Source organism: Brachybacterium paraconglomeratum (assembly GCF_003994255.1).
Classification (GTDB): Bacteria; Actinomycetota; Actinomycetes; order Actinomycetales; family Dermabacteraceae; genus Brachybacterium; species Brachybacterium conglomeratum.
This window is the reverse complement of sequence record NZ_ML133853.1, coordinates 138,544-161,744: the sequence shown is the minus strand read 5'-3', so window position 1 is coordinate 161,744 and position 23,201 is coordinate 138,544. Positions and strand designations below refer to the sequence as shown.

Genomic DNA, 23,201 nt, shown 5'->3' with positions numbered 1-23,201 from the left:
GACCATGCTACGAGGTCGCCCCCGCTCCGCGACGGCGCAGCCTCAGGACCAGGCGTCGCGTCGTGCCGACCAGCTGGCGCACCTCCGGCACGCGCAGCACGTGCCCCGCCGCCGTGAACACCACGATCATCACCGCGCCGATCACCATGCCGAGCACCACCGCGAGCGCGCGGTGCTGCCAGATCAGGCCGTCGAGCAGGGCCACGAGGCCCGTGCCGGCCGCCCAGCTCACCGCGCCGGCGGCGATCAGCCTCCCGAGCAGCAGCGCCTCGGCGCGCAGGCTCGGCGGCGCCACCTCGTGCCGTGCCGCGTGCCGGCGCAGCTGCCACAGACCGAACAGCCAGGCCAGCAGGTTGCCGAGGCTGGTGGCGCCGGCCGCGCTCATCGCCGCGTACTGCGGATCCACGAGCGTGAGGATCACCGGCACGGAGATCAGCGTGACCGCGGCGATCGGGATCTGCGCGAGGAACGGGGTGCGCGCGTCCTCGTAGGCGTAGAACAGCCGCTTGATCAGGTACAGGGACGCGAAGGGCATGAGCCCCAGCATGTAGGCCACCAGCACGCTGCCGTTGGCGCGGGCGCCGATCTCGCCGGTGCCGCCGCCGATCACCCACATGATCGGTCCGGACAGCGCGACGAACACCGCGGTGCACAGCACCATCGGCACCGACAGCATCCGGTTGGTGTCCGTGTAGCGGGCCAGCGCCCCGGCATGGTCCTCCGCGGCGGCGCTGCGGGAGATGGACGGGAACGCGGCGGTGACCAGGGTGACCGCGATGATGCCCTGGGGGATCATGAACGCGAGATATGCCCACTCCAGGGTCAGCAGCGCCGGATAGCGGGCCGCGAGCTCGGGCTGCCCCTGCAGCTGCTCGGTCATCCGCACCGCGCCGCCGGTCGCCCAGCGGGACGCCCAGATGCCCAGCTGCCCGAGCCCGAGCATCGCCAGCGACCACAGCCCGATCCGGGAGAGCTTGCCGAGCCCGAGGCCGCGCAGCCCCCACTTCGGGCGCAGGCGCAGGTCGAGCTTCTTGACGTACCAGAACAGGAACACGACCTGCGCCGCGGAGCCGCCGACGTTGATCAGCGCCATCGCGACGATCATCGGGATCGTCCACTGCGCGGGATCGCCGACGGTGCCCCACAGGCCCAGGAACAGCGCCGCCCCGACGATGCCGACGAGGTTGTTGAGCACCGGCGCCCACTGGTACGGGCCGAAGGAGTCGTGGGCGTTGAGCAGCTGCCCGCACATCACGTACAGGGCCGAGAAGAAGATCTGCGGCATCATCCAGTAGCCCAGCTGGACCGCGAGCGCATAGGTCGCCGGCGGCAGCACGCCGCTGGTGAGGGTGAGCAGCAGCGGCACCGCCACCATGCACACGACGGTCACGCCGAGGGACAGCACCGCGACCAGGGTCATCAGGCGCGAGATGTAGTCGCTGCCGCGATCGGGCCGTTTCACGGCGCGCACGATCGCGGGCACCAGGATCGCGTTCAGGGTGCCGCCGCCCACGAGCAGCCAGATGGTGTTGGGCAGGGTGTTCGCGGCGGAGAAGGCGTTGGCCGCCGAGGACATGGAGCCGCCGAGGATCGCGCCGAACAGGAAGTTCCGCACGAAGCCGAGCAGGCGGGAGACCATCGAGCCCGAGGCCATGAGCACGCTCGCCTGCAGCAGCCGCGAGCGGCTGGAGGGGCTGCCGTGGCGGCGGTGGCGGGGAATGTGATGAACCCTGTGGACCCGGCGGGTGGTGCTCATCGGGGGTCCTCCTCGGGGGTGTCGTCGGGGTCGTGGTCAGGGATGTCGTTCGGGTCGGGCGCGGTCCCGGGCCTCTCGTCGGGCCCGTCGGCCGCGTCCCCGTCGCGGTGCCTCCCCCGTTCGGTCCAGGTCCGCTCCGGCACCGAGGTGTCCAGCGTGGTGCGGCCCGTGCGGGCGAGCTCCTCCGGGTCCTCGGGGCCCCGGATCGCGGGGGCGCGGGTGCTGGAGCCGGTGCGGCGGGCGCGGGCGACGCCGACGACGACCAGCAGGCCCATCGCGATGACGAGCAGGAGCGTGGTCCAGTTCTCCCACGACGGGTTCACCGTCAGCGGCACGTCGACGGGGTCGGTCAGCTGCCGGTCGTCCTCGGTGGTGAGGGTGGTGGTGAGGGTGACGGAGCCGTTGGCGACCGCCTCCACGTCCACGCTCGCGTTGGTCTGGCCGTGCGCCGGGACGGTGACCACCGCGGGCTCCCCGACCTGGACCAGGGGCCGGTCGGAGGTGACCGTGACCTTCACCGTGATCGGGGTGTCCAGGCCGTTGGTGATCGTGATGGGCACGGCGGCGGTGTCGGAGACGACGTTGTAGCCGGAGGCGGGGACCACCTGGATCCGGTCCTGCAGGGCGTCGGCCCGCTCGGCGGCGTCCTGCGCCCGGGAGGCCGGGGTCCCGGGGTCCCCGCGCCAGGCGAGGGAGGTCGCGGAGAGGATCTCGCGGCGCGCGGCGTCCAGCGGGGCGTCGTCCTCCATCGCCTCGCCGAGCGCGTCGAGCCGGCGCCAGGTGCCCTCGAGGTCCTCGAGGACCGCCGGGTCCAGCAGCTGCGCCTCGGTCGTCGCCTCGAGCACCCGCCAGCTCCCGTCGGACGGGCCGGAGGGGTGCACGTCCTCGGCCTGCAGCCGGCCGAGGGCGTACGGCTCCCCGCCGTCGGCACCCGGGTCGGTGGTCCAGGCCTGCTGGTCCGCGGTGTCCAGCAGCGTCGAGGTGCGGCCCGACTCGATCCAGGGCGCCTCGGCGAAGGCGTCGAGCACCGCACCGGCGGCCGCGGGGTCCAGGTCCGCCCCGGCCGACGGGGAGATCAGCAGGTGGCGGGGCGCGCGGGAGTACTCGGAGGCGATCGTGGCGGTCTCGGCGAGCAGCCGCTGACGGGTCTGCTCCGCGTCCGAGTCCCCGGTCAGCTGCGAGAACTCCTCGGAGAGCACGGGATCGGGGGCGAGCACGGACAGCTGCGCGCCCTCGGTGCGGGAGGACTCGTACACGCCCACCGAGCTCGGTGTCACCGCGGAGCTGGGGTCGGGGCGCAGCGAGCTGGAGGGCACCACGGCGGCGGTCGCGCCGACCTCGATCGCGTCCTCGAGGGCCTCGGCGTCCGCCTCCGCGCCGGGGACGCCGAGGACCTGGGCGCGGGGCGAGATGCCGCGGGCCTCCCACACCTCGTCGGCCGCGTCCCGGGCGGCGCCCTCGAGCAGCATCGCCCCGGACTCGCGCAGGCTCACCAGGTCGGCGCCCGCGTAGGGGGTGGCGAGCACGGTGCGCTCGCCGACGGCGGTGTCGAGCTCGTCGGCGATCGCGGTGGACGCCGGGTCGGGGCGCAGGGACGGCGCGGCCGAGGAGCCCTCCGCCTCCTCGCCGCCCGCGGCCTCGGGCTCGGGCAGGGTCGGCGGATCCATCAGCGCGGGATCCAGCCACCAGTCGACGTCCTCGCGGGCGGCGAGGGCCCGCAGGGAGGCGAGCCGCCCCTGCTCGGCGGAGGCCGCGTGCTCCTCCGGGGCGAGCACCGCGGAGGCGGCGTCGGCCTCGGACACCGGCAGCAGCGTGGACTGGGTGATGGTCTCCTCGGCGCCGTCGGGCCGCCACACCGCGAAGGTGCGCAGACCCGCGAGCGGCTCGTCGTCCGCGACGGCGGTGAGGGAGACGCGGCGAGTCCCCCAGTAATAGGTCTCCTCCGAGTAACCGAGCTCCTCGGCGGTGGCCTCGACGACGAGGGTGGTGCTCTCCCCGGGCGCGAGGCTCGCGGGCGGGGTCCCGGAGGCGGTGGCCAGCGCCGGTCCCTCGACGTCGGGCCCGGCCTCCGCCTGCCAGCTCGCGAGGGCCTCCCGGTCGGTGACCCGGGAGGTGCGGGTGCGCAGCTCGAGGTCGAGGTCGGTCAGCGGCGCGGAGGAGGCGTTGGTCACCTCGACCTCGGCCCGGAGCGTGCCGCCGGGGGCGAGGGAGGTGGGGGTCAGTGAGACGAGGTCCATGGTCACCGGCGCGTCGTCGTCCGGGACGGACGGGGCCGACGGGCTCTCCACGCGCGCGGCCTGCGCGCCCGGGAGCGCGGTCGCCGGGCCGCTGACCAGCACTGATGAGGCGATGACCAGTGCCGCCAGCAGTGCCGCGAGCACCGGGCGCACGGCAGGTTGGGACGACGGCATGGGGACACTGTAAGCGGCCGCTACCGTAGAGGCGCCGAGGAGGCGCGCCCGCCTCCACGACATCTCCATCCCCTCCTCCCCTGGACAGGACCGCCCGTGACCGAACCTGCCGACGAGACCGCCGAGCGCCTCGCGACCGCCCGCACCCGTGCCGCCTCGATGTTCCGGGCCCTGCCCGAGGAGGTCCACGAGCTGGGGAGGCTGTTCGAGGCCGGCGGCCACGAGCTCGCCCTGGTGGGCGGGCCGGTGCGGGACGCGGTGCTGGGCCGCTCGAGCGCCGACCTCGACTTCACCACCTCCGCCCGGCCCGAGCAGACCGAGGCGATCCTCCGCTCCTGGACGCGGGACGGGGCGATCTGGGACATGGGGCGCGACTTCGGCACCCTCGGCGGGATGCGGGACGGGGTGAAGGTCGAGATCACGACCTATCGCACCGAGTCCTACGACCCGGCCTCGCGCAAGCCGCAGGTCGAGTACGGCGACACCCTCGAGGGCGATCTCTCCCGCCGCGACTTCACCGTCAACGCGATGGCGGTGCGCCTGCCCTCCCTCGAGCTGGTCGACCCCTTCGACGGGCTCGCCGACCTCGCCCGCACCCTGCTGCGCACCCCCGTCGCGCCCGTCCAGTCCTTCGACGACGACCCGCTGCGGATGATGCGGGCGGTCCGCTTCGTCGCCCAGCTCGGCTTCCGGATCGAGGACGCCACGGCCGACGCGATCGAGCAGCTCGCCGAGCGGATCACGATCGTCTCCGCCGAGCGGGTGCGGGAGGAGCTCGTCAAGCTCATGCTCGGCGCCCACCCCCGCGGCGGCCTCGAGCTGATGACCGAGCTGGGCCTTGCCGCGCACGTGCTGCCCGAGCTGCCGGCTCTCCAGCTCGAGATCGACGAGCACCACCACCACAAGGACGTCTACGAGCACACCCTCACCGTGCTCGACCAGGCGATCGACCTCGAGAGCCCCGCCGGCTCGGGCGGGCCGTGCGAGGGCCCCGACCTGGTGCTGCGCCTCGCCGCGCTGATGCACGACGTGGGCAAGCCCGCCACGCGCCGCTTCGAGGACGGCGGCGCGGTGACCTTCCGCTTCCACGAGACCGTCGGCGCGAAGATGACCGCGAAGCGGATGAAGGCCCTGACCTTCGACAAGGACACCACCAAGAAGGTGGCGCGCCTGGTGGAGCTGCATCTGCGCTTCCACGGCTATGTCGACTCGCCGTGGACCGACTCGGCGGTGCGCCGCTACGTCACCGACGCCGGCGACCTGCTCCAGCACCTCCATCGCCTCACCCGCGCCGACGTCACCACCCGCAACCGGCGCAAGGCCCGCACCCTCGCCCGTGCCTACGACGAGCTCGAGGCCCGCATCGACCACCTCGCCGAGCAGGAGGAGATCGGGCGTATCCGTCCCGACCTCGACGGCAACCGGATCATGGAGATCCTCGACCTGACGCCCGGACGCGAGGTGGGCGAGGCGTACAAGCATCTGCTCGAGCTGCGGATGGAGCACGGCCCGCTCGGCCAGGAGCGCGCCGAGCAGGAGCTGCGTGCCTGGTGGGAGGCCCGGACCGAGGGGTAGGGGTCCTCGGCGCGTCGCTCGGGGGCGGTGTGAGCGAGGCCGCACGGCTCGTGCACACCCTGTGTGTTTCGCCGCCGGATCGTTCCGTCGGGACCGGGGGCGTGCTCATACTGGGGAGCTGGACGCTGCGGCGCCCTCATCCGTCCATGCCCCCGAAGGACCAGGAGCAGCCATGAGCGAGTCCCGACGCCCGTCGAGCGGCGGCGGCAACCGCCGCGCCGCGGGTGTGCGCCGCACGCCCTCCGGGAAGTCCGCGAAGGGCGGCGCCGCCCAGGGCAGCAGCCGCAGAGGGTCCTCGAAGAGCACCGGCAGCGCCAAGGGCACCAGCCGCACCTCGTCGAAGGGGACCTCCGGCGCAGGGACAGGCGCCGCCGCCAGCACGTCGGCCGCCCCCGCGAGCTCCGCGAAGCGCCCCACCTCCCGCACCTCCGTGAGCGCCCGCCACGCCGGCGCCGCCCCGAAGGGCGCGGGGAATGGCCGCGGGAAGAAGGTCGCGGCCACGAACTTCCTGAACTACCCCCGCGCCGGGCGGAAGAACCCCTGGCGCTGGATTCCCTCGCTGCGCATGATCGTCGGCGCCATGGCGCTGTTCGTGCTGGCAGGGCTCGGCTTCGCGGTGTGGCTGTACAACGACACCGAGGTGCCCGAGCCCTCCGACTTCGCGCTCGCCCAGACCTCCCGCGTCTACTTCGCCGATGGCGAGACCGAGATGGGCAAGTTCAGCGAGATCAACCGCACCGAGCTCCCGGCCGACGAGATCCCCGACAACGTCAAGCAGGCCGTCGTCGCGAGCGAGGACTCGAGCTTCTACGAGAACCGCGGCGTCTCCCCGCGCGGCATCGTCCGCGCCTTCGTCAACAACCTCCAGGGCGGGGCCCGCCAGGGCGGCTCCACCATCACCATGCAGTACGTGGAGCGGTACTACACCGGCACCGAGACCTCCTACGTCGGCAAGGCGAAGGAGGCGATCATGGCGCTGAAGGCGGACCAGGAGCTCTCCAAGGACGAGATCCTCTCCCGCTACCTCAACACCATCTACTTCGGCCGCGGCGCCTACGGCGTGCAGGAGGCCTCCCAGGCCTACTTCGGCAAGAACGCCTCCGAGCTCACCGACGCGGAGGCCGCGCTGCTGGTCGCCGTGATCCCGAGCCCCTCGACCTACGACCCGGCGAACGATCCGGAGAAGTCCACGCAGCTGTGGGACCGGGTGATCACCCGTCAGGTCGCCGAGGAGCAGATGACCCCCGCCGAGGCGGACGCCCTCGAGTTCCCGACGACGGTCGAGCCGAACTCCGAGAACTCCCTCGGCGGCACCAACGGCTACCTCCTGTCGCAGGTGCGCAACGAGCTGATCTCCGAGGGCTTCACCGAGGACGAGATCAACACCGGCGGCTTCACCATCGTCTCCACGATCGACCCGGCGATCCAGGAGAACACCGTCCAGGCAGTCGAGAACCTGCCCGAGGACCGGCCCGAGAACAACCGCGTGGGCACCGTGACGATGGACCCCTCCACCGGCGCGATCCGCGGCATGTACGGCGGCGCGGACTACGTCACCCAGGCGCAGAACGACGCGACCCAGTCCCGGATGCAGGCCGGCTCGATCTTCAAGACCTTCACCCTGATCGCCGCGCTCGAGGACGGCTACCCGCTGGACTCCCGCTGGGACGGCGACTCGCCGAAGACCTTCCGCGGCGGCTGGACGGTGAAGAACTTCAACGACATCGACTACGGCCGGGTGACCCTCGAGAAGGCGACCACCAGCTCGATCAACACCGCCTACGCGGAGGCGAACCTCGAGGTCGGTCCCGAGCGCACCATGGAGACGGCGATCTCCCTGGGCCTGCCGGAGAAGACCCCGGGCCTGTTCCCCGACGCCTCGAACGTGCTCGGCTCCGCCTCCCCGACGGTCGCGGAGATGGCCGAGGTGTACGGCTCGATCGCCTCCGGCGGCGTGCACCGCGACAGCTACGTCGTGCAGTCCGTGACCCGGCCCGACGGCTCCTCGCGCTACGAGCACGAGACCACGGACACCCAGGGCATGGACGAGGAGGTCGCGATCAACGCGACCGTGGCCCTCCAGGGCCCGCCCACCCAGGGCTCCGCCCGCGACCTGCAGAACGTCATGGGCGGCCGCCCGGTCGCCGGCAAGACCGGCACCTCTGAGAGCTTCCGCTCGGCCTGGTTCGTGGGCTTCACCCCGCAGCTGGTCACCGCCGTGGGCATGTTCCAGCCCTCGGCCGACGGCACCTCCGAGGAGACCCTGACCCCCTTCGGCGGGGAGCAGAACATCACCGGCGGCACCTTCCCCACCCAGATCTGGGGCGACATCATGTCGACCTCCCTGGAGGGCGAGGAGTACCTCGAGTTCCCCGAGGAGGTGCAGCTGGACAACGAGACGCAGGAGCGCAGCTACGTCCCGCCGCCCACGCAGGAGCCCGAGCCGACCCAGGCCCCGGAGCCGACGCAGGAGGAGCCCAGCGAGGAGCCCACCACGGAGGAGCCGACCACCGAGGAGCCGACGACGGAGGAGCCGACGACGGAGGAGCCCGAGCCCACGGAGGAGCCGACGACGGAGGAGCCCGAGCCCACCGAGCAGCCCCCGTCGGAGGAGCCGCCCGCGGACGAGGAGCCTCCCGCGGACCAGCCCACCGAGGAGCCGCCGGCCGACGAGGAGGGCGGCGAGGAGGAGGCCGACGCGGGTCTCCCCGAGGTCGAGGACCTGCTGCCCGGCGAGGGCCAGGGGCTCGGCGGCGGCCGCGAGGGCCGTGACGGCGGCCGAGGAGGGGACTGACCATGGCCACCCGCTGCGAGCAGTGCCGCAACCGGATCCGCGGGACGGTGCACCGCTCGATCACGGGACGCCGGCTGTGCGAGAGCTGCCACACCCGCCTGATGGGGCAGACCGCCGGCTTCATGGCCGGCGGCGGCGTCCCGAACGCGATCTCCACCGGCGGCTGGTTCGCCCGCGCCAAGCGCGCCATGCGCGGGAACCGGTCGAAGGGCTGATCGCGAGGTCGGCCAGGCAGGCGCCTGCTGATCTCCTCGGACCGATCAGCCTGGCCGCACGGACCGATCGTTCTGCGCACTGCCCTGCACGGACGCTCGGGAGACTGTCGTTCCGCCGCGTGCACGCCTACCGTGACGTGCGTCAGCGACGACCCGCGCGAGCCCCCCGAGGAGACACGTCATGACCCCTCCGAAGAAGACCCCCACCCCCGCTCCCGGCCGGCCCGGCAGCCGCCCGCCCCAGCTCGAGGAGCCGACCACGCCGGACGGGCCCCTCCCGCCGAAGCCCGATCAGCAGGGTGCGCAGCCGCGCACGCCCACCGGCGCCGAGCCGGGCCCGGAGCACAGCACGAACGCCCAGCAGGGGGCCTTCCTGACCACCTCGCAGGGAGCGCGCCTGCGCGACACCGACCACTCGCTGAAGGCGGGCAGACGCGGCCCCGTGCTGCTGCAGGACCACCACCTGCGCGAGAAGATCACCCACTTCGACCACGAGCGGATCCCGGAACGAGTGGTCCACGCCCGCGGTGCCGCCGCCCACGGCGTCTTCGAGGGGTACGGCACCGCGGAGCCCGTGTGCCGGGCCGGATTCCTCGCCAAGGGGAAGCGCACCGAGGTTTTCACCCGCTTCTCCACCGTCGTCGGCTCGCGCGGCTCGATGGACACCGCCCGGGACACGCGCGGCTTCGCCACGAAGTTCTACACCGACGAGGGAACCTTCGACCTGGTCGCCAACAACATCCCGGTGTTCTTCATCCAGGACGGCATCAAGTTCCCCGACGTCGTCCACGCCGCCAAGCCCCATCCCGATCGGGAGATCCCCCAGGCCCAGAGCGCGCACGACACCTTCTGGGACTTCGTCTCCCTGCACACCGAGGCCCAGCACCACACCCTGTGGTTCATGGGCGACCGCGGCATCCCGCGGTCCTACCGGATGATGGAGGGCTTCGGGATCCACACCTTCCGGCTCGCGAACGCCGCCGGGGAGACCTCGCTGGTGAAGTTCCATTGGAAGCCGCAGCTCGGCGTGCACTCGCTGACCTGGGAGGAGGCGCAGCTCCTGGGCGGCAACGACCCGGATTTCCATCGCCGCGACCTCGCCGATGCGATCGAGTCCGGCGCCCACCCCAGCTGGGAGCTCGGGATCCAGGTGTTCCCCGACGACGAGGAGCAGAGCTTCGAGGGGATCGACCTGCTGGACCCCACGAAGTTCGTGCCCGAGGAGCTGGCGCCGGTGCAGCCCATCGGCCGGCTCACCCTGGACCGCAACCCCAGCAACTACTTCGCCGAGACCGAGCAGGTGGCCTTCAACCCCGGCCATCTGGTGCCGGGCATCGACGTCACCGACGACCCGCTGCTGCAGGTGCGGCTGTTCTCCTACGTCGACACCCAGCTCACCCGGCTCGGCGGGCCGAACTTCGCGCAGCTGCCGATCAACCGCGCGCACGCCCCGGTCAACGACATGCTCCGGGACGGCTACGGCCAGCAGGGCGACCACGCCGGTGTCGCGCCCTATCAGCCGAACTCCCTGGACGGGGGCTGCCCGTTCATGGCCGGCGAGATGGACGACGCCTTCGAGGACCTGCCGGTCCGCGTGCCCGAGGGCGTGAAGGAGCGGGAGCTCTCGGCCACCTTCGAGGACCACTTCAGCCAGACCCGCCTGTTCTGGCGAAGCATGACGCCGGTCGAGAAGGACCACATCGTCGACGCGTACTCCTTCGAGCTCGGCAAGTGCTACGAGAACACGATCAAGGAGCGCCAGCTGCAGAGCCTGGCGAACATCGACGGCGAGCTCTGCGCGCGGGTCGCCTCGGCCCTCGGCCTGCCCGCCCCGGAGCCGACGGTCCCGGCCGACGGGCCCGAGGAGGGGCCGGCCATCAGCGCACCGCTGTCCCAGCTCGGCGGCAGCTGGCCCGTCGACGGCAGGAAGATCGGCATCGTCGTCGACCCCGAGGCCGACAACGCGGACCTGCCGGCGCTGCACGAGGCGATCGTCGCCGCCTCGATGACCCCGTTGGTCATCGCACCGCGCGGCGGCGAGGTCGCCGGAGTGGCGGTGGCTCGCACGCTCGGCACCGCCGCCTCCGTCGAGGTGGACGCCCTGCTGCTCGCCGGCAACCCGCTCCTCGCCCCGGACTCCCGCCCCTCGGTGGACCCGAAGGCCGGCGCGCCCGGGAACGGCGAGGTCGAGCCGCGGGTGGGCAAGCTGATCGACGAATGCTGGCGCCACGCGAAGGCGATCGGCGCCTGGGGGCCGGGCCGCGAGGCGCTCGAGGCGCGCACCGCCCCCGGCGGCGCAGGGCTCGTCGTCGGCGAGGACGGCGAGAGCGTGCTCGGCGAGATCATCGCCCTGCTCGGGAGCCACCGCGTCTGGGAGCGGTTCCCCGCGGGGGCCTGAGCCTCAGGCGGCGTCGGCGCCGGTGTGCTCACCGGCTCGGCGCCGCCGCCATGCGGCGAGGCCCGCGAGCAGCGCCGCCACGACGAGGAACGGGAGCCCCAGTCGCCACACCGCCCACTCGACCTGCGTCATCAGCAGCAGGCACGAGATCAGGCCCCCGACCGGGAGCACGGCCGGGACGCGGAAGTGGCGGTGCTCCGGCCGGTCGCGGCGCAGCACCAGCACGGCCGCGTTCACGGAGAGGAAGACCACCAGCAGGAGCAGCACCATGGTGCCCGCGAGCACGTCGATGGTCCCGGTGAGGGCGAGGAGGATCGACAGCGCCGTGGTCACGAGGATCGCGACCCACGGGGTGCGGCGTCCGGGCAGGACCCGCGTGAGCACCCGCGGCAGGAGCCCGTCGGACGCCATGCCGTAGGCGAGCCGGGAGCTCATGATGCCCGTCAGCAGCGCCCCGTTCGCCACCGCGATCAGCGCGATCGCGCTGAACACGACCGGCGGCACGATGCCCGCCGCTTCGACCACGAGGGCGAGCGGTGCGGAGGAGCCCGCGAGCTCCTCGGTGGGCACGACGGCGGAGGCGACCACCCCGATCAGCGCATAGACCACACCGGTGACGATCAGCGCCCCGAACAGGGCGCGAGGGTAGGAGCGCGAGGGGTCCTTCGTCTCCTCGGCGATGTTCACGCTGGTCTCGAAGCCGACGTAGGAGTAGAACGCGAGGACGGTGCCGGCCAGCACCGCCGCGACCGGTCCGTTCTCGGGGGTCCCGAGCTCCGTGAGCCGGCCCAGGTCGCCCTCGCCCCGGCCGATCACGATCGCGCCCAGCACGATCACCAGCAGCAGGCCGCCCACCTCGATCAGGGTGGCCACGCGGTTCGCACCCAGCGACTCGGAGATGCCGCGGGTGTTCAGCGCCGCGAGCAGGGCGAGGAACACGACCACCACGAGCACGGCGGGCAGGCTGACGAAGGCGCCGAGATAGTCCCCGGCGAAGCCCAGCGCGAGCGCGCCGACGGACACGATGCCGGCCGAGAGCATGCAGAACCCGACGAGGAACCCCGCGAAGGGGCCGAACGCGCGCGTGGCGTAGTGGGAGGAGCCTCCCGCACGGGGGTACTTGGTCGCGAGCTCGGCGTAGGAGCCGGCGGTCAGCAGGGCCAGCAGCAGCGCCACCACGAGCGGCACCCACAGGGCGCCACCGGCGATGCCTGCGATCTCCCCGGCCAGCACGTACACCCCCGCTCCGAGCACGTCCCCGAGGATGAACAGGAAGAGCCCGGTGGTGGTGACGGTGCGGCGCAGCGTGGGGCGCTCATCGGTGCTGGTCATCCACCCACGGTAGGGCGGGCGCGGTGGTGCGGACGGACCGATCGGTCGTGCCGCGCCGCCCGGCTCCGCTGTCGCACGCCCTGTGATGCGCCGCGCACCGGCCGACACGCCCTGGCCGATGCTCCTGGGCACGGGTAGGCTGTTGCGGTCCGTGACGTGCATCGCCGATGCCCGCGCGGGCGGCATGAACCCTCCTGCCACGGAGAGACCGTGGCCGCAGAGACCACAGGAGGTGGGTACCAGAACATGCGCAAGTACGAAATGGTCGTGATCCTCGACCCGTCCGTCGATGAGCGGACCGTCACCGGAACCTTCGAGAAGCTCGTCCAGGTCGTCCCGACCGAGGGCGGCACCATCGACAACGTCGACGTCTGGGGCAAGCGGAAGTTCGCCTACGAGATCGACAAGAAGTCCGAGGGCATCTACATCGTCCTGCAGTTCACCGCGAAGTCGTCGACCGCGCAGGAGCTGGACCGTCAGCTCGGGCTCAACGAGTCGGTCATGCGCACCAAGCTCATGCGTCTCGACGCCGAGTGACCTGCCGTCTCTGACCCCCGCACGATCCACCACACCCCCGGAGCAGAGGAGCACCCATGGCGAATGACACCGTCATCACGGTGATCGGCAACCTCACCGCGGACCCCGAGCTGCGCTTCACGCAGTCCGGCGTCGCGGTCGCGTCGTTCACCATCGCGTCCACCCCCCGCACCTTCGACCGCCAGTCGAACGAGTGGAAGGACGGCGAGGCGCTGTTCCTCCGCTGCTCCATCTGGCGCGACGCCGCGGAGAACGTGGCCGAGTCGCTCGAGAAGGGCTCCCGCGTGGTCGCACAGGGCCGCCTCAAGCAGCGCTCCTTCACCGACCGCGAGGGCAACAACCGCACCAGCATCGAGCTGGACGTCGACGAGATCGGCCCCTCCCTCCGCTACGCGACCGCGAAGGCCACCAAGGTCCAGCGCGGCGGCGGTGGCGGCGGCCGAGGCGGTTTCGGCGGCGGCCCGCAGGGCGGCGGCCAGGGCGGCTTCGGCGGCCAGGGCGGATACGGCAACCAGGGCGGTCAGGGCGGCTACAGCGCGCCCCAGGGCGCTCCCAACGCCGACCCGTGGGCCGGCGGAGGCAACCAGGGCGGGTACGACGACCCGCCCTTCTGATCGGCGCGCCGGATCCCGGCACCCCGCGCAGAGAACCCCACAGAACAACCCCATCCCGGGTGCATGCCCGGGCTCCCCTCAGAAAGAAGGAGCACCACGATGGCCAAGCCTGTTCTTCGCAAGCCGAAGAAGAAGCAGAACCCGCTGAAGGCCGCCGGTCTCGAGACCGTCGACTACAAGGACGCCGCGCTGCTGCGCAAGTTCATCTCCGACCGCGGAAAGATCCGCGCCCGTCGGGTCACCGGCGTCTCCGTCCAGGAGCAGCGCAAGATCGCGAAGGCCGTGAAGAACGCCCGCGAGATCGCCCTGCTGCCGTACTCGACCTCCGGTCGCTGAGCGAGGAAGGGAAGCACATGACCAGCAAGCTCATCCTCACCAACGAGGTCACCGGCCTCGGTGCCGCCGGCGATGTCGTCGAGGTCAAGGACGGCTACGCCCGCAACTTCCTCCTGCCCCGCGGTCTCGCGACCCCGTGGACCAAGGGCGGTCAGCGTCAGCTCGACCAGATCCGTGCGGCCCGCGGCAAGCGCGCCATCGCGAACATCGAGGAGGCGCAGGCCCTGAAGGCGTCGCTCGAGTCGAAGCCCGTCGTCATCGCCGAGCGCGCCGGCCAGAACGGCCGTCTGTTCGGTGCGGTCTCCTCCAAGGAGGTCGCCGAGGGCGTCAAGGCGATGTTCGACAAGGACATCGACCGTCGCACCGTCGAGTTCGCCACCCCGATCCGCTCGCTCGGCGAGCACAAGGCGACCGTGCGCCTGCACGACGAGATCTTCGCGAACCTCGTCGTCCAGGTCGTCGCCGCCAAGGGTGCCGCCAAGGCCTGATCCGGCCTGATCGACCCCGCAGCGCCCCGCACCCTCACGGTGCGGGGCGCTGCTGCGTTCCCGAGACCTTCGTCGAGGGCCCCTCGGGCCGCCTGCCGGATAGGTTGTCGCCATGTTCGGACGCACCAGGCAGCAGCAGACCATGATCGAGAACCTCCAGGCGCAGAACGCACGGCTCGAGGGCCTCGTCGGCCTGTTCGCCGAGCGGGCCGGCGTCGGCGAGGCGGAGCTCGAGCGGCTCCGCGAGGAGTCGGGCGCTCCGCGCGTGCCGGAGGAGTGCCGCCGGCTCATCGCGGAGGGGAAGGTCATCGAGGCGATCAAGGTGTACCGCGAGCACACCGGCGCGGGCCTCAAGGAGGCCAAGGACGCGATCGACCGCAGCCGCGGCGTCGCCTGAGCGGACTGCGACCATCGTCGGACCGTCACCCGACCATCCCCGCCGCCGGCTCCTCCCATCGCAGGATGTGCCCGTCGCCGGGATCCGGAAGAGTCAGGACATGACGACCTTCCAGAAGCCCGCCCGCCCTCCGACCCGCCGCCCCCGCGGACCCTCCGCGATGTGGCTCGTCGCCCTCGCCGTGCTCCTGCTCTCGGCCGGCTACGGCCTCACCCTCGTCCCCGAGATCGCCGACATCGGCCTTCTCGTCCTCGTCCCGGCCGGCGTGCTGCTGCTCGTCGGACTGAACGCCACCGTGCGCGACGACCTCGACACCGAGGGCTGACAGGTCCCGACCCCGGCCGCAGGTCGGGGCTACCCTCGACGGGTGACCACCCAGACCCCCTCCTCCGACGAGCGCGCCGACGGGCAGCTCGCCCGCTCGCTCGGCCACGGCCAGATGGCGATGATCGCCATGGGCTCCGCGCTCGGCACCGGCCTGTTCCTCGGCTCCGGCGAGGCGATCGGCATCGCCGGCCCCGCCGTGATCATCTCCTTCGCGCTCGGCGCCATGATCGCCGCGACGATCGCGCTCGCGATGGGCGAGATGGCCTCCCGCCACCCCGTGCGTGGCGGCTTCGGCACCCTCGCCGCCCGCTATCTCTCCCCGTTCTGGGGCTATCTCAGCCGCTGGCTGTACTGGATCGTCACCGTCTGCGTGACCGGCGCGGAGCTGGTGGCCTGTGCCGCCTATCTCGCCTACTGGGTGCCCGCGGTGCCGATCTGGGCCGGGATCCTGCTGTTCGCGGCGCTGATCATCGCGATCAACCTCTCCAGCGTCGGCTCCTTCGGCGTGATCGAGTTCTTCCTGTCCTCGATCAAGGTGATCGCGGTGTTCGTGTTCATCCTGATCGGCGCCGTGCTGGTGCTCTTCGGGATGCCCGGCCAGGAGGCGCCCGGCTTCGTCGAGCTCACGGCCGACGGCGGCTTCGCCCCGATGGGCTGGGCCGCGGTGTGGGTCGCCCTGTCGGTGGTGATGTTCTCCTTCGGCGGCATCGAGCTGCTCTCCATCACCGCCGCGGAGGCGAAGGATCCCGCCCGCTCGATCCGCACCGCCGCCCGCACCACGATCGCGCGCCTGGCCTTCTTCTACGTGCTGTGCATCGGGATCGTCGTGTGCCTGGTCCCCTGGCAGCAGGCCGCCGGCACCGGCGAGGACGTCGCCACCTCGCCCTTCGTGATGGTCTTCGACCGGATCGGCATCCCCGGCGCCGCCCACATCACGAACCTGCTGGTGCTGGTCGCGGCGCTGTCGGCCGCGAACGCGAACCTCTACGCCGGCAGCCGGATCCTGCACTCCCTCGCCTCCGACGGGCTCGCGCCGCGCTTCGCCGCGCACGTCACGGCCCGCCGCGTCCCCGCCGTCGGCATCGCCCTGAGCTCGATCGGCCTGATCGGTGCGGCGCTGCTGGCCTTCAGCGGCGTGGGCGGGGTGTTCGGCTACATGATGAGCCTCGTGGTGTTCTCGGTGATCATGGTGTGGGCGCTGATCCTCGCGACCTACATCGCCTTCCGCCGACGCGGCGAGCGGGGCGGCACCTTCCGCATGCCGGGCGGCGTGGTCACCGCGGGGTTCGGCCTGGTGGGCCTCGCCGCCGTCTTCGCGACCGTGTTCGTGCGGCCCAGCATGCAGGTCGCCGCGATGGTCGGCATCCCCGCGGTGATCGTCGCGACCGTCCTGTACGTCGTGGTGGGCCGTCGCCGCATCGATCCGGCCGACATCGACTCCGCCTTCGAGGAGGCCGAGTCGATGCGCTGAGCGCCGAGGCGCTGAACGGTCCCGGAGTGGCGTTCGTTACTGTGCAGGATGTCGGCTTGGGCTCAGGGTTCAGCGGGGGTAATCTAAGGGAACCTTCGGCCTCGGTGCCACGAGACCCGGTGCCGGAGATACGCGCAAGTGGCGGAATTGGTAGACGCGCACGGTTCAGGTCCGTGTGCTGGCAACAGCGTGGGGGTTCAAGTCCCCCCTTGCGCACCGCGAGACATCCCCTCTGACCAGCAGGTCAGAGGGGATTCTTCATGTCCGGGTGCTGCGGCGGGCGGCGCGGCCCGCAGCGGCGGGCCGCGCCCCGTCTCAGTGCCCCGGCGCCGCCAGCAGCAGCTCGACGTTGCGGTCCCGGCCCTCGCCCTCCTGGGCCCGCTCGGCGTGGAGGTCGTTGAAGGACAGCTCCCGGTACAGGCTCGCCAGTCCCTCGCCCTGGTACGGGGCCTTCGCCTCGATCAGGGTGCTGAGCAGCGAGAGCGTCCCGTCGCGGTTGTCGACCACCTCGAGCACCCGCGCCTGCTGCGGGAAGTAGACGTGCGAGGCGGTGGTGATCTTCCAGTAGCGGCGCTCGGCGACGTCGTCGCCGTGCAGCGCGATCGTGTTGGTGTGCGTGTGGCCGTTGACCCAGGCGAGCACGTTCGGGAAGCGGCCCAGCAGGTTCTCCACGTCCCAGCCGGCATGGCGCAGTTCCCCGTTGCCCGGCTCGAGCAGCAGGTTGTTCATCGTGTCCGGGGTGTGGTGGCTGAAGACCACGAAGTACGTGTCCTCGGACTGCGTGCGCTGGAGGCGCCCGATCCCGTCGTAGTACCGGCTGGAGCCCTCCTCGAGGGTCTCCTCGAGCCAGCGGTACTGGGCGTGGCCCAGGGAGCCCTGCGTGAAGCCGGCGCGGTTGGTGGAGTCCAGCGCGATGCCGACCACCCCCGGCGCGATCTCGAAGGTGTAGTAGCCGGTCGACTCCACCGCGTTCTCCTCGGTGAAGCCGTGCCCGGGGGCGCCGACGCGCGGGGTCTGGCCCAGGTGGGCGCGGATGTACTCCTCGGGGGTGAAGGGCTCGCGGCGCTCGTCGGGGGTGATCTCGTACTTGCGCTCGGGGTCGAGGGAGCTGGAGAGCGCCTGGCGCTGCGCCTCGCCGGTGCCGCCGGCCTCCGCGGTGCGCACCTGCGCCTCGAGCTGCCGGTTCGCGGTCTCCGAGGCGAAGCCGGTGAACTTCCACGAGCCGGTGTACATCTCCCGCAGGAAGTCCCAGTCCGTGGGGAGGGTGCCGCTGATCGAGTCGTCGTGATTGCCGAAGACGCTGAACCAGGGGATGTCCAGGCCTGGGCTCGTGTGGGTGGTCATGGCACCGGCGAGCAGCTCGGGCAGCTGCGGGAACCCGGCCTCGGCGTAGCGGTCCTCGACCTCGCCGCCGGGATGCCAGTAGTGGGTCGAGCCGCCCGTCTGCACGCCCTCCCAGGTCCCGTCGGCCCCGGTGTTCGCGGTGATCTCCCCGCCGTTCATGAGGGCGAGGAACCAGTCGAGCTCCACGTGCTCGTGGTTGTCGGTGTTGTCGCCGGTGGTGACCACGCAGTCGAGGTCGCGCCCGGTGTGGGGGCCGCGGCGCAGCTCGTTGACCCGTTCGATGAGGGCGACGGCGCCCTGGGTGGTCAGCGACTCCTGCGGGCGGAACGCCGAGCCGGTGATGTCGTGGAGGAACTCGAAGCGCATCGGGGACTGCGCATCGAGCACGTGCAGGTCCGTGAACTGGACGAACGAGGCGAGCGGCACGCGGGTGTCCGCCCGGGAGGCCTGCGCGGCGTGGTCCAGCGCGTCCTCGCGCACCTCGAAGGCGTAGCCGGGGCCGGCGGTGAGACGACGGTAGGAGTCGTTCTCCCCGGCCTCGGGCACCGCGACGGCCTCGAGGGTGGTGCCGGCGGGGTCCAGGCCCGCGTCCTCTGCGAAGGCGCGCTGGGCGGGGAGGGTCGAGGCGGCGGTGCCGCCGAGCGCGAGGCCCGCCCCGATCAGGAGGGTGCGTCGGCCGAGGGGAGGGAGGGCGAGCGAGGAGTCGTGTCGGCGGGCGGGGGTCCGGGGTGCGTGGAGCATGCGCTCCACCCCAGCACCGGGAAGTGGCCAGCGGGTGACGACAGGCTGAGCACTTGCCGTCGATCGCCGCCGCGGAGTGCGTCCCCCGGCCCCGCTCAGCGCACGGCGGTGCGGCGCAGGCGGACGTTGACGAACTCGCCCATGCCCCAGCGGCCGAGCTCGCGGCCGTAGCCGGAGCGCTTCACCCCGCCGAAGGGCAGCCCGGGCAGCGTCGTCCCGTGCTCGTTGACGTACGCCATCCCCACGTCCAGGCGGTCGGCGACCTCCTGCGCCCGGGCCAGGTCCTCGCTCCAGACGGAGCCGCTCAGCCCGAACGACACGTCGTTCGCCAGCTCCACGGCGTGATCGACGGACTCCGCACCGTAGATGACCGCCACCGGGCCGAAGATCTCCTCGGAGTAGGCGTCCATGTCGGGGGTGACCCCTGTGAGCACGGCGGGCCGCATGAATGCGCCCTCCCGGTCCAGCGCGTCGCCTCCCGTGTGCAGAGTCGCTCCCTGCTCGACGGCGCGGGCGACCTGCTCGACGACGCCGTCGCGCGCGCCGAGCGAGGAGAGCGGACCGACGTCGACGCTCTCGTCCAGCGGGTCCCCGAGCGTCGCGCCCTCGAACTCCTCGACGATCGCCGCGACGAACTCGTCGAGCCGTGCGCTCGGGACGATCATGCGCTTGGGGGAGTTGCAGGCCTGCCCCGCGTTCGACAGCCGTGCGGCGGCCGCCGTGCGGGCGACCCGGTCGATGTCGGCGTCCTCGAGCACGATCAGCGGGTCCGAGCCGCCCAGCTCCAGCACGGACTTCTTGAGGTGCTCCGCCGCGGTCCGGGCGACGGCGGCTCCTGCTCGCTCGCTGCCGGTGAGGGACACGCCGCGCACGCGCGGATCGGCGATCATCTCGGCGATCTGGTCGTGATCGGCGAAGACGTTCACGTAGGCGTCGTCGGGGACCCCGGCGTCGTGCAGGATCCCGGCCATCACCTCGGCGGAGCCGGCGCAGATCTCCGCGTGCTTGAGGATGATCGTGTTGCCGGTCATCAGGTTGGGGGCGACGAAGCGGGCCACCTGGTAGTACGGGAAGTTCCAGGGCATCACGCCGACCAGCGGGCCGATCGGCTCGGTCTGCACGAGCGACTCCTGTGCTCCCTGCGGGTCCAGCAGCTCGTCCTGGAGCAGCTCGGGGCCGTGCGTCGCGTACCACCGGTAGATCGATCCGGCCAGCTCGGCCTCGCCGATCCCCTGCGCCAGGGGCTTGCCCATCTCGGTGGCGATCAGTCGTCCCAGCTCCTCCGAGCGGGAGTCGTAGGCGTCGGCGACGCGCTCGAGGATCTCGGCGCGTCGCTCCGGGGGCGTCCCCCGCCAGTCCGGGAAGGCGGTGTGCGTCCGTCGGAGCACGTCCTCCACGCCCGCGGAGTCCAGCGCAGGGAACTGCTCGTCGGTGCGTCCCGTGGTCGGGTTGGTCGTGGTGTATCCAGCCATGTTCCCCACCCTCAGGGCCCACCCCGAGGTGTGTACAGTCCGACGACCGATCGGTCGTCGGCCAGTCAGAGGATGAACTCCAGCGGGTCGAACTCGTCGATGTCGATGATCCGCACGCGCGGCAGACGGCTCGTGAAGGCGTGCACGTCGTACTCGAGGTCGTGGAACTCGATCCCGGGGATGTCCTGCAGGTCGGTGGCCATGAACTCGCGGAACCCGACCAGCGCCGTGCGCCGGTCCGGGGTCGCCGCGAGGTCCGTCATCTGCGGGACGAAGTCCTTGTCGTGGCTGACCAGCATGACGTCCGCCGGGCGGTCCTGCAGCGCCTCGGCGGTCCGCTGGATCGCGATGTCCACGACCTTGCCCTCGCCGCGCAGCGGGATCGCCTTGTACCCCAGTGCGATCAGGGCCTGCACGAACCCGGAGGGGAGGCTGTCGCCGACGGCGAGGAAGAACAGGCCCCGCACCGGCTGGTGCCAGGCGTGCTCGGCGTGCTGGAGCAGCTTGTTCCAGCGGGGGCGCTCGTCGGACTGGGGTCGTCGGCCGAGCACCGAGACGCCGAGGGTGGCGTCGATGTTCTCACCGTCCACCAGGAGGTACGTGGTGCGTTCGGTCATGGGGATGACACTACTCGGTGCGGGGCGCGCGGTCGCCGGTGCGGGTGGTGCGTGCGGGGTCCCTCCGCACGCGCCGACGTGCGCCGCACGACGTCGTCTTCATCGGGAGAATCAATTCCGACGACTCCTCCCCAGACGCGCTTTTCCACATTCTTGGGGATGCTGTTGACAATTCACGACGGGCGGGGATGGCAAAGATTCCGGTGTTCACGAGGACTGCCTTGTCCTGCACCTGTCCACTCTGGTTTCGTCACCGTTCGGGATTCGTTCGGCGCCCGTTCCCGTCGGGCACGTGCTCCCGCCCCCGCAGCACCCCTGCTCGCGCCCGCCCTCCCGCCCTCGGAACACCCTGCTCCCATCCCTGCCCCTGCTCCCACCCCCACAGCGCGATGCTTTGGTCCCTGCCTCCGCTCCCACCTCCGCAGCGCCCTGCCCCCGCCCCCGAGCGACCGTCGCATCCCACGCCGGCCGAGACCTCTCCTCCCCACAGGTGGGTTATCCACAAATTCATCCCCATTGCGCCTGAGCCCTTATGGAATGTCCGTTTCGACGATATTATGTGAGTTGTCGGGAGTCTTGAAAGAGATTCTCTGTCTCGACAGCGGACGGCACCGAGGCCGTCCCGTCCACGGACCGGGGAAGGGAGGCGTGATGGGTGAACTCGACGAGGGGCCGGAGGCCCCGCTCGAGTCTGCGTGCGGGTCCGAGTCCGACGCCGGCACGGGAACCGGCGCCGGCAGCGTTGCTGACCCGGCGACCGCCGACGAAGCCACCCAGGGCAGCATCGCCACAGCCGGGACACCCGCCGTGACCGACGGCGCGACGCAGTCTCCCGCCCCGCGCTGGAGAGTGCGAGCCCGTCGGCCGCTGGACCAGGAGCAGCTGCTCGCCGAGGTGGAGCCCGGCACGATCGAGGCGTCGCGGGTGCTCGCACTGCATCGCACCATGCAGACGAGGGCGCGGCTCTACGCTCACCAGCTGCGTCAGCTCGCGGTGTTCTTCCGCGAGGACCCCGAGACCGGCGGCATCCCCGAGAACGCTGATATGACCGGCGTGAAGGTCGCCGTGGGCCTGCGCACCTCCGCCGCCCGCGCCTGGTCGATGGTGCTGGACGCGCGCACCTCCGTGGATCTCATGCCGGCGACCTTCGTCCACCTCGCGCGCGGCGACATGCCCGAGGACTTCCACCGCTACCTGCTGCGACAGGTGCGGAGGCTGGACGACGAGCAGAAGGAGGCCGTGGACCGCCACCTCGCCGGGGTGGAGATCCCCGCGGTCTCCAAGGCCACCTTCGAGGCGCAGGTCCGCCTCGCCGTGCGGCTCGCGACCGCGGGCACCGTCCCCGAGCCGCCGCGAGCCTCCCGCTCCGTCGAGCTGCTCGACGTCGACACGAAGGCCGGCACCGCCTCGCTCTACGTCACCGGCCCGATCCCCGAGATCCAGGGTCTCGCGCACCGGCTCGACGTCGCCGCGCGCACCGTCCAGAAGGCGCAGCGCGCCGCCCTGCGCGACGGCGAGGACGGACCGCTGCCCTTCGACATCGACGGCGACCTCGCCGAGCGGGGCCGCGCCCACTCCCTCGCGACCCTGCGCTACGCGATCCTCACCCACTCCGTGCTGGACATCGACCCGGTCCAGGAGACCCGCAGCCCTTACAAGATCCTCGTCACCGTGCCGGTCACGACGCTGCTGGGACTGGAGAACACCCCCGCGATGCTCGACGGGCTCACGCCGATCCCGGCCGAGCTCGCCCGGGACCTCGCCGCCGGGGAGCCGACCTGGCTGCGGATCCTCACTGACCCGATCATCGGGGCGCCGTGCGACGCGGTCGCCGAGACCTACCACCCCACCGCCCAGGCGAGGCTCCAGCTGCGGCTGCGCCATCCGCTCTGCGCGGTGCCGGGATGCGAACGGCCCACCCGCCTCGCCGCGGAGGACGACCACATCGTCGAGTACGACCACGACCACCCCGACGAGGGCGGCCCGACCTCGCTCCAGAACCTGCACCGGCTGTGCTGGAGGCACCACCAGCTCAAGACCGCCGGTCTCCTCGACCCCACCCGCGAGCCCGACGACGCACCCGGCCCGATCACCACCGACTGGGAGATCGACGGCGGCGTCCGCGCCCGCACCGTCGAGCACACCGACCTCGTCACCCCCGTCACCGCAGAGGCCCTCGAGGCCGCGTGGCGGATCCACCAGCGCCTCCACGCCGAGGCGGAGCGGCACGCCGCCGCGGAGAAGTCCAGGCCACGACGAGAACGGGTCGACGAGCAGCGTCGCGAGGCGATGGCCATCGCCCACCCCCACCTGCGCAGCCGACTCCGGGCCCCGGATCCCGACGCGATCGCCGCGCTCGGCGACCCGCCGTTCTAG

Annotated in this window: 18 protein-coding genes and 1 tRNA gene; 13 read left to right on the top strand and 6 right to left on the bottom strand. The window is 72.0% G+C overall.

All coding sequences use genetic code 11. From position 1 onward, the window contains the following. Nucleotides 1-7: 7 nt before the first annotated feature. Both murJ and DS079_RS06740 read right to left on the bottom strand, forming a co-directional pair. On the bottom strand, nucleotides 8-1,756 hold the full coding sequence (murJ, locus tag DS079_RS06745; RefSeq protein WP_126985982.1) for a murein biosynthesis integral membrane protein MurJ: 1,749 nt from the start codon (nucleotides 1,754-1,756) through the stop codon (nucleotides 8-10). Beyond that, complete coding sequence (locus DS079_RS06740; protein ID WP_241237575.1) at nucleotides 1,753-4,167, bottom strand: DUF6049 family protein; 2,415 nt, start codon at nucleotides 4,165-4,167, stop codon at nucleotides 1,753-1,755. The genes murJ and DS079_RS06740 overlap by 4 nt, the downstream gene beginning before the upstream one ends. Nucleotides 4,168-4,263: 96 nt before the next feature. On the opposite strand from DS079_RS06740, the gene DS079_RS06735 reads away from it, so the two are divergent. From DS079_RS06735 to DS079_RS06720, 4 genes are all read left to right on the top strand, one after another. Continuing rightward, nucleotides 4,264-5,742, top strand: coding sequence for a CCA tRNA nucleotidyltransferase (locus DS079_RS06735; RefSeq protein ID WP_164736137.1), 1,479 nt, complete (start codon nucleotides 4,264-4,266; stop codon nucleotides 5,740-5,742). Nucleotides 5,743-5,914: 172 nt separating this feature from the next. Beyond that, nucleotides 5,915-8,536, top strand: coding sequence for a transglycosylase domain-containing protein (locus tag DS079_RS06730; RefSeq protein WP_126985980.1), 2,622 nt, complete (start codon nucleotides 5,915-5,917; stop codon nucleotides 8,534-8,536). 2 nt (nucleotides 8,537-8,538) lie between these two features. Then, the gene (locus DS079_RS06725; protein WP_126985978.1) at nucleotides 8,539-8,751 is read left to right on the top strand and encodes a hypothetical protein; all 213 of its coding nucleotides are present in this window, start codon (nucleotides 8,539-8,541) and stop codon (nucleotides 8,749-8,751) included. Nucleotides 8,752-8,932: 181 nt separating this feature from the next. Beyond that, complete coding sequence (locus DS079_RS06720; protein ID WP_126985976.1) at nucleotides 8,933-11,149, top strand: catalase; 2,217 nt, start codon at nucleotides 8,933-8,935, stop codon at nucleotides 11,147-11,149. A gap of 3 nt (nucleotides 11,150-11,152) precedes the next feature. Here the strand turns inward: DS079_RS06720 and DS079_RS06715 are convergent, their stop codons facing one another. Continuing rightward, nucleotides 11,153-12,481 (bottom strand): APC family permease, encoded by a 1,329-nt coding sequence (locus DS079_RS06715; protein WP_126985974.1) that lies wholly within the window; start codon nucleotides 12,479-12,481, stop codon nucleotides 11,153-11,155. Nucleotides 12,482-12,727: 246 nt separating this feature from the next. Here DS079_RS06715 and rpsF point away from each other — a divergent pair, with 246 nt between their 5' ends. From rpsF to DS079_RS06675, 8 genes are all read left to right on the top strand, one after another. Then, nucleotides 12,728-13,018 (top strand): 30S ribosomal protein S6, encoded by a 291-nt coding sequence (rpsF, locus tag DS079_RS06710; protein WP_010552048.1) that lies wholly within the window; start codon nucleotides 12,728-12,730, stop codon nucleotides 13,016-13,018. Between the two features lie 56 nt (nucleotides 13,019-13,074). Further along, nucleotides 13,075-13,632, top strand: a complete 558-nt coding sequence (locus tag DS079_RS06705) for a single-stranded DNA-binding protein (protein ID WP_010552049.1) — start codon at nucleotides 13,075-13,077, stop codon at nucleotides 13,630-13,632. A 99-nt stretch (nucleotides 13,633-13,731) separates the two neighbouring features. Then, nucleotides 13,732-13,968, top strand: coding sequence for a 30S ribosomal protein S18 (gene rpsR, locus DS079_RS06700; protein ID WP_010533203.1), 237 nt, complete (start codon nucleotides 13,732-13,734; stop codon nucleotides 13,966-13,968). Nucleotides 13,969-13,985: 17 nt separating this feature from the next. Next, nucleotides 13,986-14,456 (top strand): 50S ribosomal protein L9, encoded by a 471-nt coding sequence (gene rplI / locus DS079_RS06695; RefSeq protein WP_010552050.1) that lies wholly within the window; start codon nucleotides 13,986-13,988, stop codon nucleotides 14,454-14,456. A gap of 112 nt (nucleotides 14,457-14,568) precedes the next feature. Then, a complete protein-coding gene (locus DS079_RS06690) occupies nucleotides 14,569-14,853 on the top strand; it encodes a ribosomal L7/L12 family protein (RefSeq protein ID WP_126985972.1) in 285 nt (94 codons plus the stop codon). Between the two features lie 100 nt (nucleotides 14,854-14,953). Then, the gene (locus DS079_RS06685) at nucleotides 14,954-15,178 is read left to right on the top strand and encodes a hypothetical protein (protein WP_126985970.1); all 225 of its coding nucleotides are present in this window, start codon (nucleotides 14,954-14,956) and stop codon (nucleotides 15,176-15,178) included. Between the two features lie 42 nt (nucleotides 15,179-15,220). Further along, a complete protein-coding gene (locus tag DS079_RS06680) occupies nucleotides 15,221-16,651 on the top strand; it encodes an amino acid permease (protein ID WP_126985968.1) in 1,431 nt (476 codons plus the stop codon). Nucleotides 16,652-16,783: 132 nt separating this feature from the next. Continuing rightward, a tRNA-Leu gene (locus DS079_RS06675) sits at nucleotides 16,784-16,867 on the top strand. 99 nt (nucleotides 16,868-16,966) lie between these two features. Here DS079_RS06675 and DS079_RS06670 read toward each other — a convergent pair. From DS079_RS06670 to DS079_RS06660, 3 genes are all read right to left on the bottom strand, one after another. Next, nucleotides 16,967-18,736: a TIGR03767 family metallophosphoesterase gene (locus tag DS079_RS06670; RefSeq protein WP_126985966.1), complete on the bottom strand. Its 1,770-nt coding sequence runs from the start codon at nucleotides 18,734-18,736 to the stop codon at nucleotides 16,967-16,969. Nucleotides 18,737-18,831: 95 nt separating this feature from the next. Next, a complete protein-coding gene (locus tag DS079_RS06665) occupies nucleotides 18,832-20,208 on the bottom strand; it encodes an NAD-dependent succinate-semialdehyde dehydrogenase (protein ID WP_126985964.1) in 1,377 nt (458 codons plus the stop codon). Between the two features lie 65 nt (nucleotides 20,209-20,273). After that, the gene (locus DS079_RS06660; protein ID WP_126985962.1) at nucleotides 20,274-20,825 is read right to left on the bottom strand and encodes an NYN domain-containing protein; all 552 of its coding nucleotides are present in this window, start codon (nucleotides 20,823-20,825) and stop codon (nucleotides 20,274-20,276) included. Nucleotides 20,826-21,476: 651 nt separating this feature from the next. Here DS079_RS06660 and DS079_RS06655 point away from each other — a divergent pair. Continuing rightward, entirely contained in the window at nucleotides 21,477-23,201 is a 1,725-nt protein-coding gene (locus DS079_RS06655) for an HNH endonuclease signature motif containing protein (protein WP_126985960.1), read from the top strand.

Bases quoted from the DNA above. Each gene is read 5' to 3' on its own strand.
- DS079_RS06730 (WP_126985980.1), top strand. From the start codon at position 5,915: ATGAGCGAGTCCCGACGCCCGTCGAGCGGCGGCGGCAACCGCCGCGCC.
- DS079_RS06690 (WP_126985972.1), top strand. From the start codon at position 14,569: ATGTTCGGACGCACCAGGCAGCAGCAGACCATGATCGAGAACCTCCAG.
- rplI (WP_010552050.1), top strand. From the start codon at position 13,986: ATGACCAGCAAGCTCATCCTCACCAACGAGGTCACCGGCCTCGGTGCC.
- DS079_RS06685 (WP_126985970.1), top strand. From the start codon at position 14,954: ATGACGACCTTCCAGAAGCCCGCCCGCCCTCCGACCCGCCGCCCCCGC.
- DS079_RS06720 (WP_126985976.1), top strand. From the start codon at position 8,933: ATGACCCCTCCGAAGAAGACCCCCACCCCCGCTCCCGGCCGGCCCGGC.
- murJ (WP_126985982.1), bottom strand. From the start codon at position 1,756: ATGAGCACCACCCGCCGGGTCCACAGGGTTCATCACATTCCCCGCCAC.
- DS079_RS06740 (WP_241237575.1), bottom strand. From the start codon at position 4,167: ATGCCGTCGTCCCAACCTGCCGTGCGCCCGGTGCTCGCGGCACTGCTG.
- DS079_RS06705 (WP_010552049.1), top strand. From the start codon at position 13,075: ATGGCGAATGACACCGTCATCACGGTGATCGGCAACCTCACCGCGGAC.
- rpsR (WP_010533203.1), top strand. From the start codon at position 13,732: ATGGCCAAGCCTGTTCTTCGCAAGCCGAAGAAGAAGCAGAACCCGCTG.
- DS079_RS06715 (WP_126985974.1), bottom strand. From the start codon at position 12,481: ATGACCAGCACCGATGAGCGCCCCACGCTGCGCCGCACCGTCACCACC.
- DS079_RS06725 (WP_126985978.1), top strand. From the start codon at position 8,539: ATGGCCACCCGCTGCGAGCAGTGCCGCAACCGGATCCGCGGGACGGTG.
- rpsF (WP_010552048.1), top strand. From the start codon at position 12,728: ATGCGCAAGTACGAAATGGTCGTGATCCTCGACCCGTCCGTCGATGAG.
- DS079_RS06660 (WP_126985962.1), bottom strand. From the start codon at position 20,825: ATGACCGAACGCACCACGTACCTCCTGGTGGACGGTGAGAACATCGAC.
- DS079_RS06670 (WP_126985966.1), bottom strand. From the start codon at position 18,736: ATGCTCCACGCACCCCGGACCCCCGCCCGCCGACACGACTCCTCGCTC.
- DS079_RS06665 (WP_126985964.1), bottom strand. From the start codon at position 20,208: ATGGCTGGATACACCACGACCAACCCGACCACGGGACGCACCGACGAG.
- DS079_RS06655 (WP_126985960.1), top strand. From the start codon at position 21,477: ATGGGTGAACTCGACGAGGGGCCGGAGGCCCCGCTCGAGTCTGCGTGC.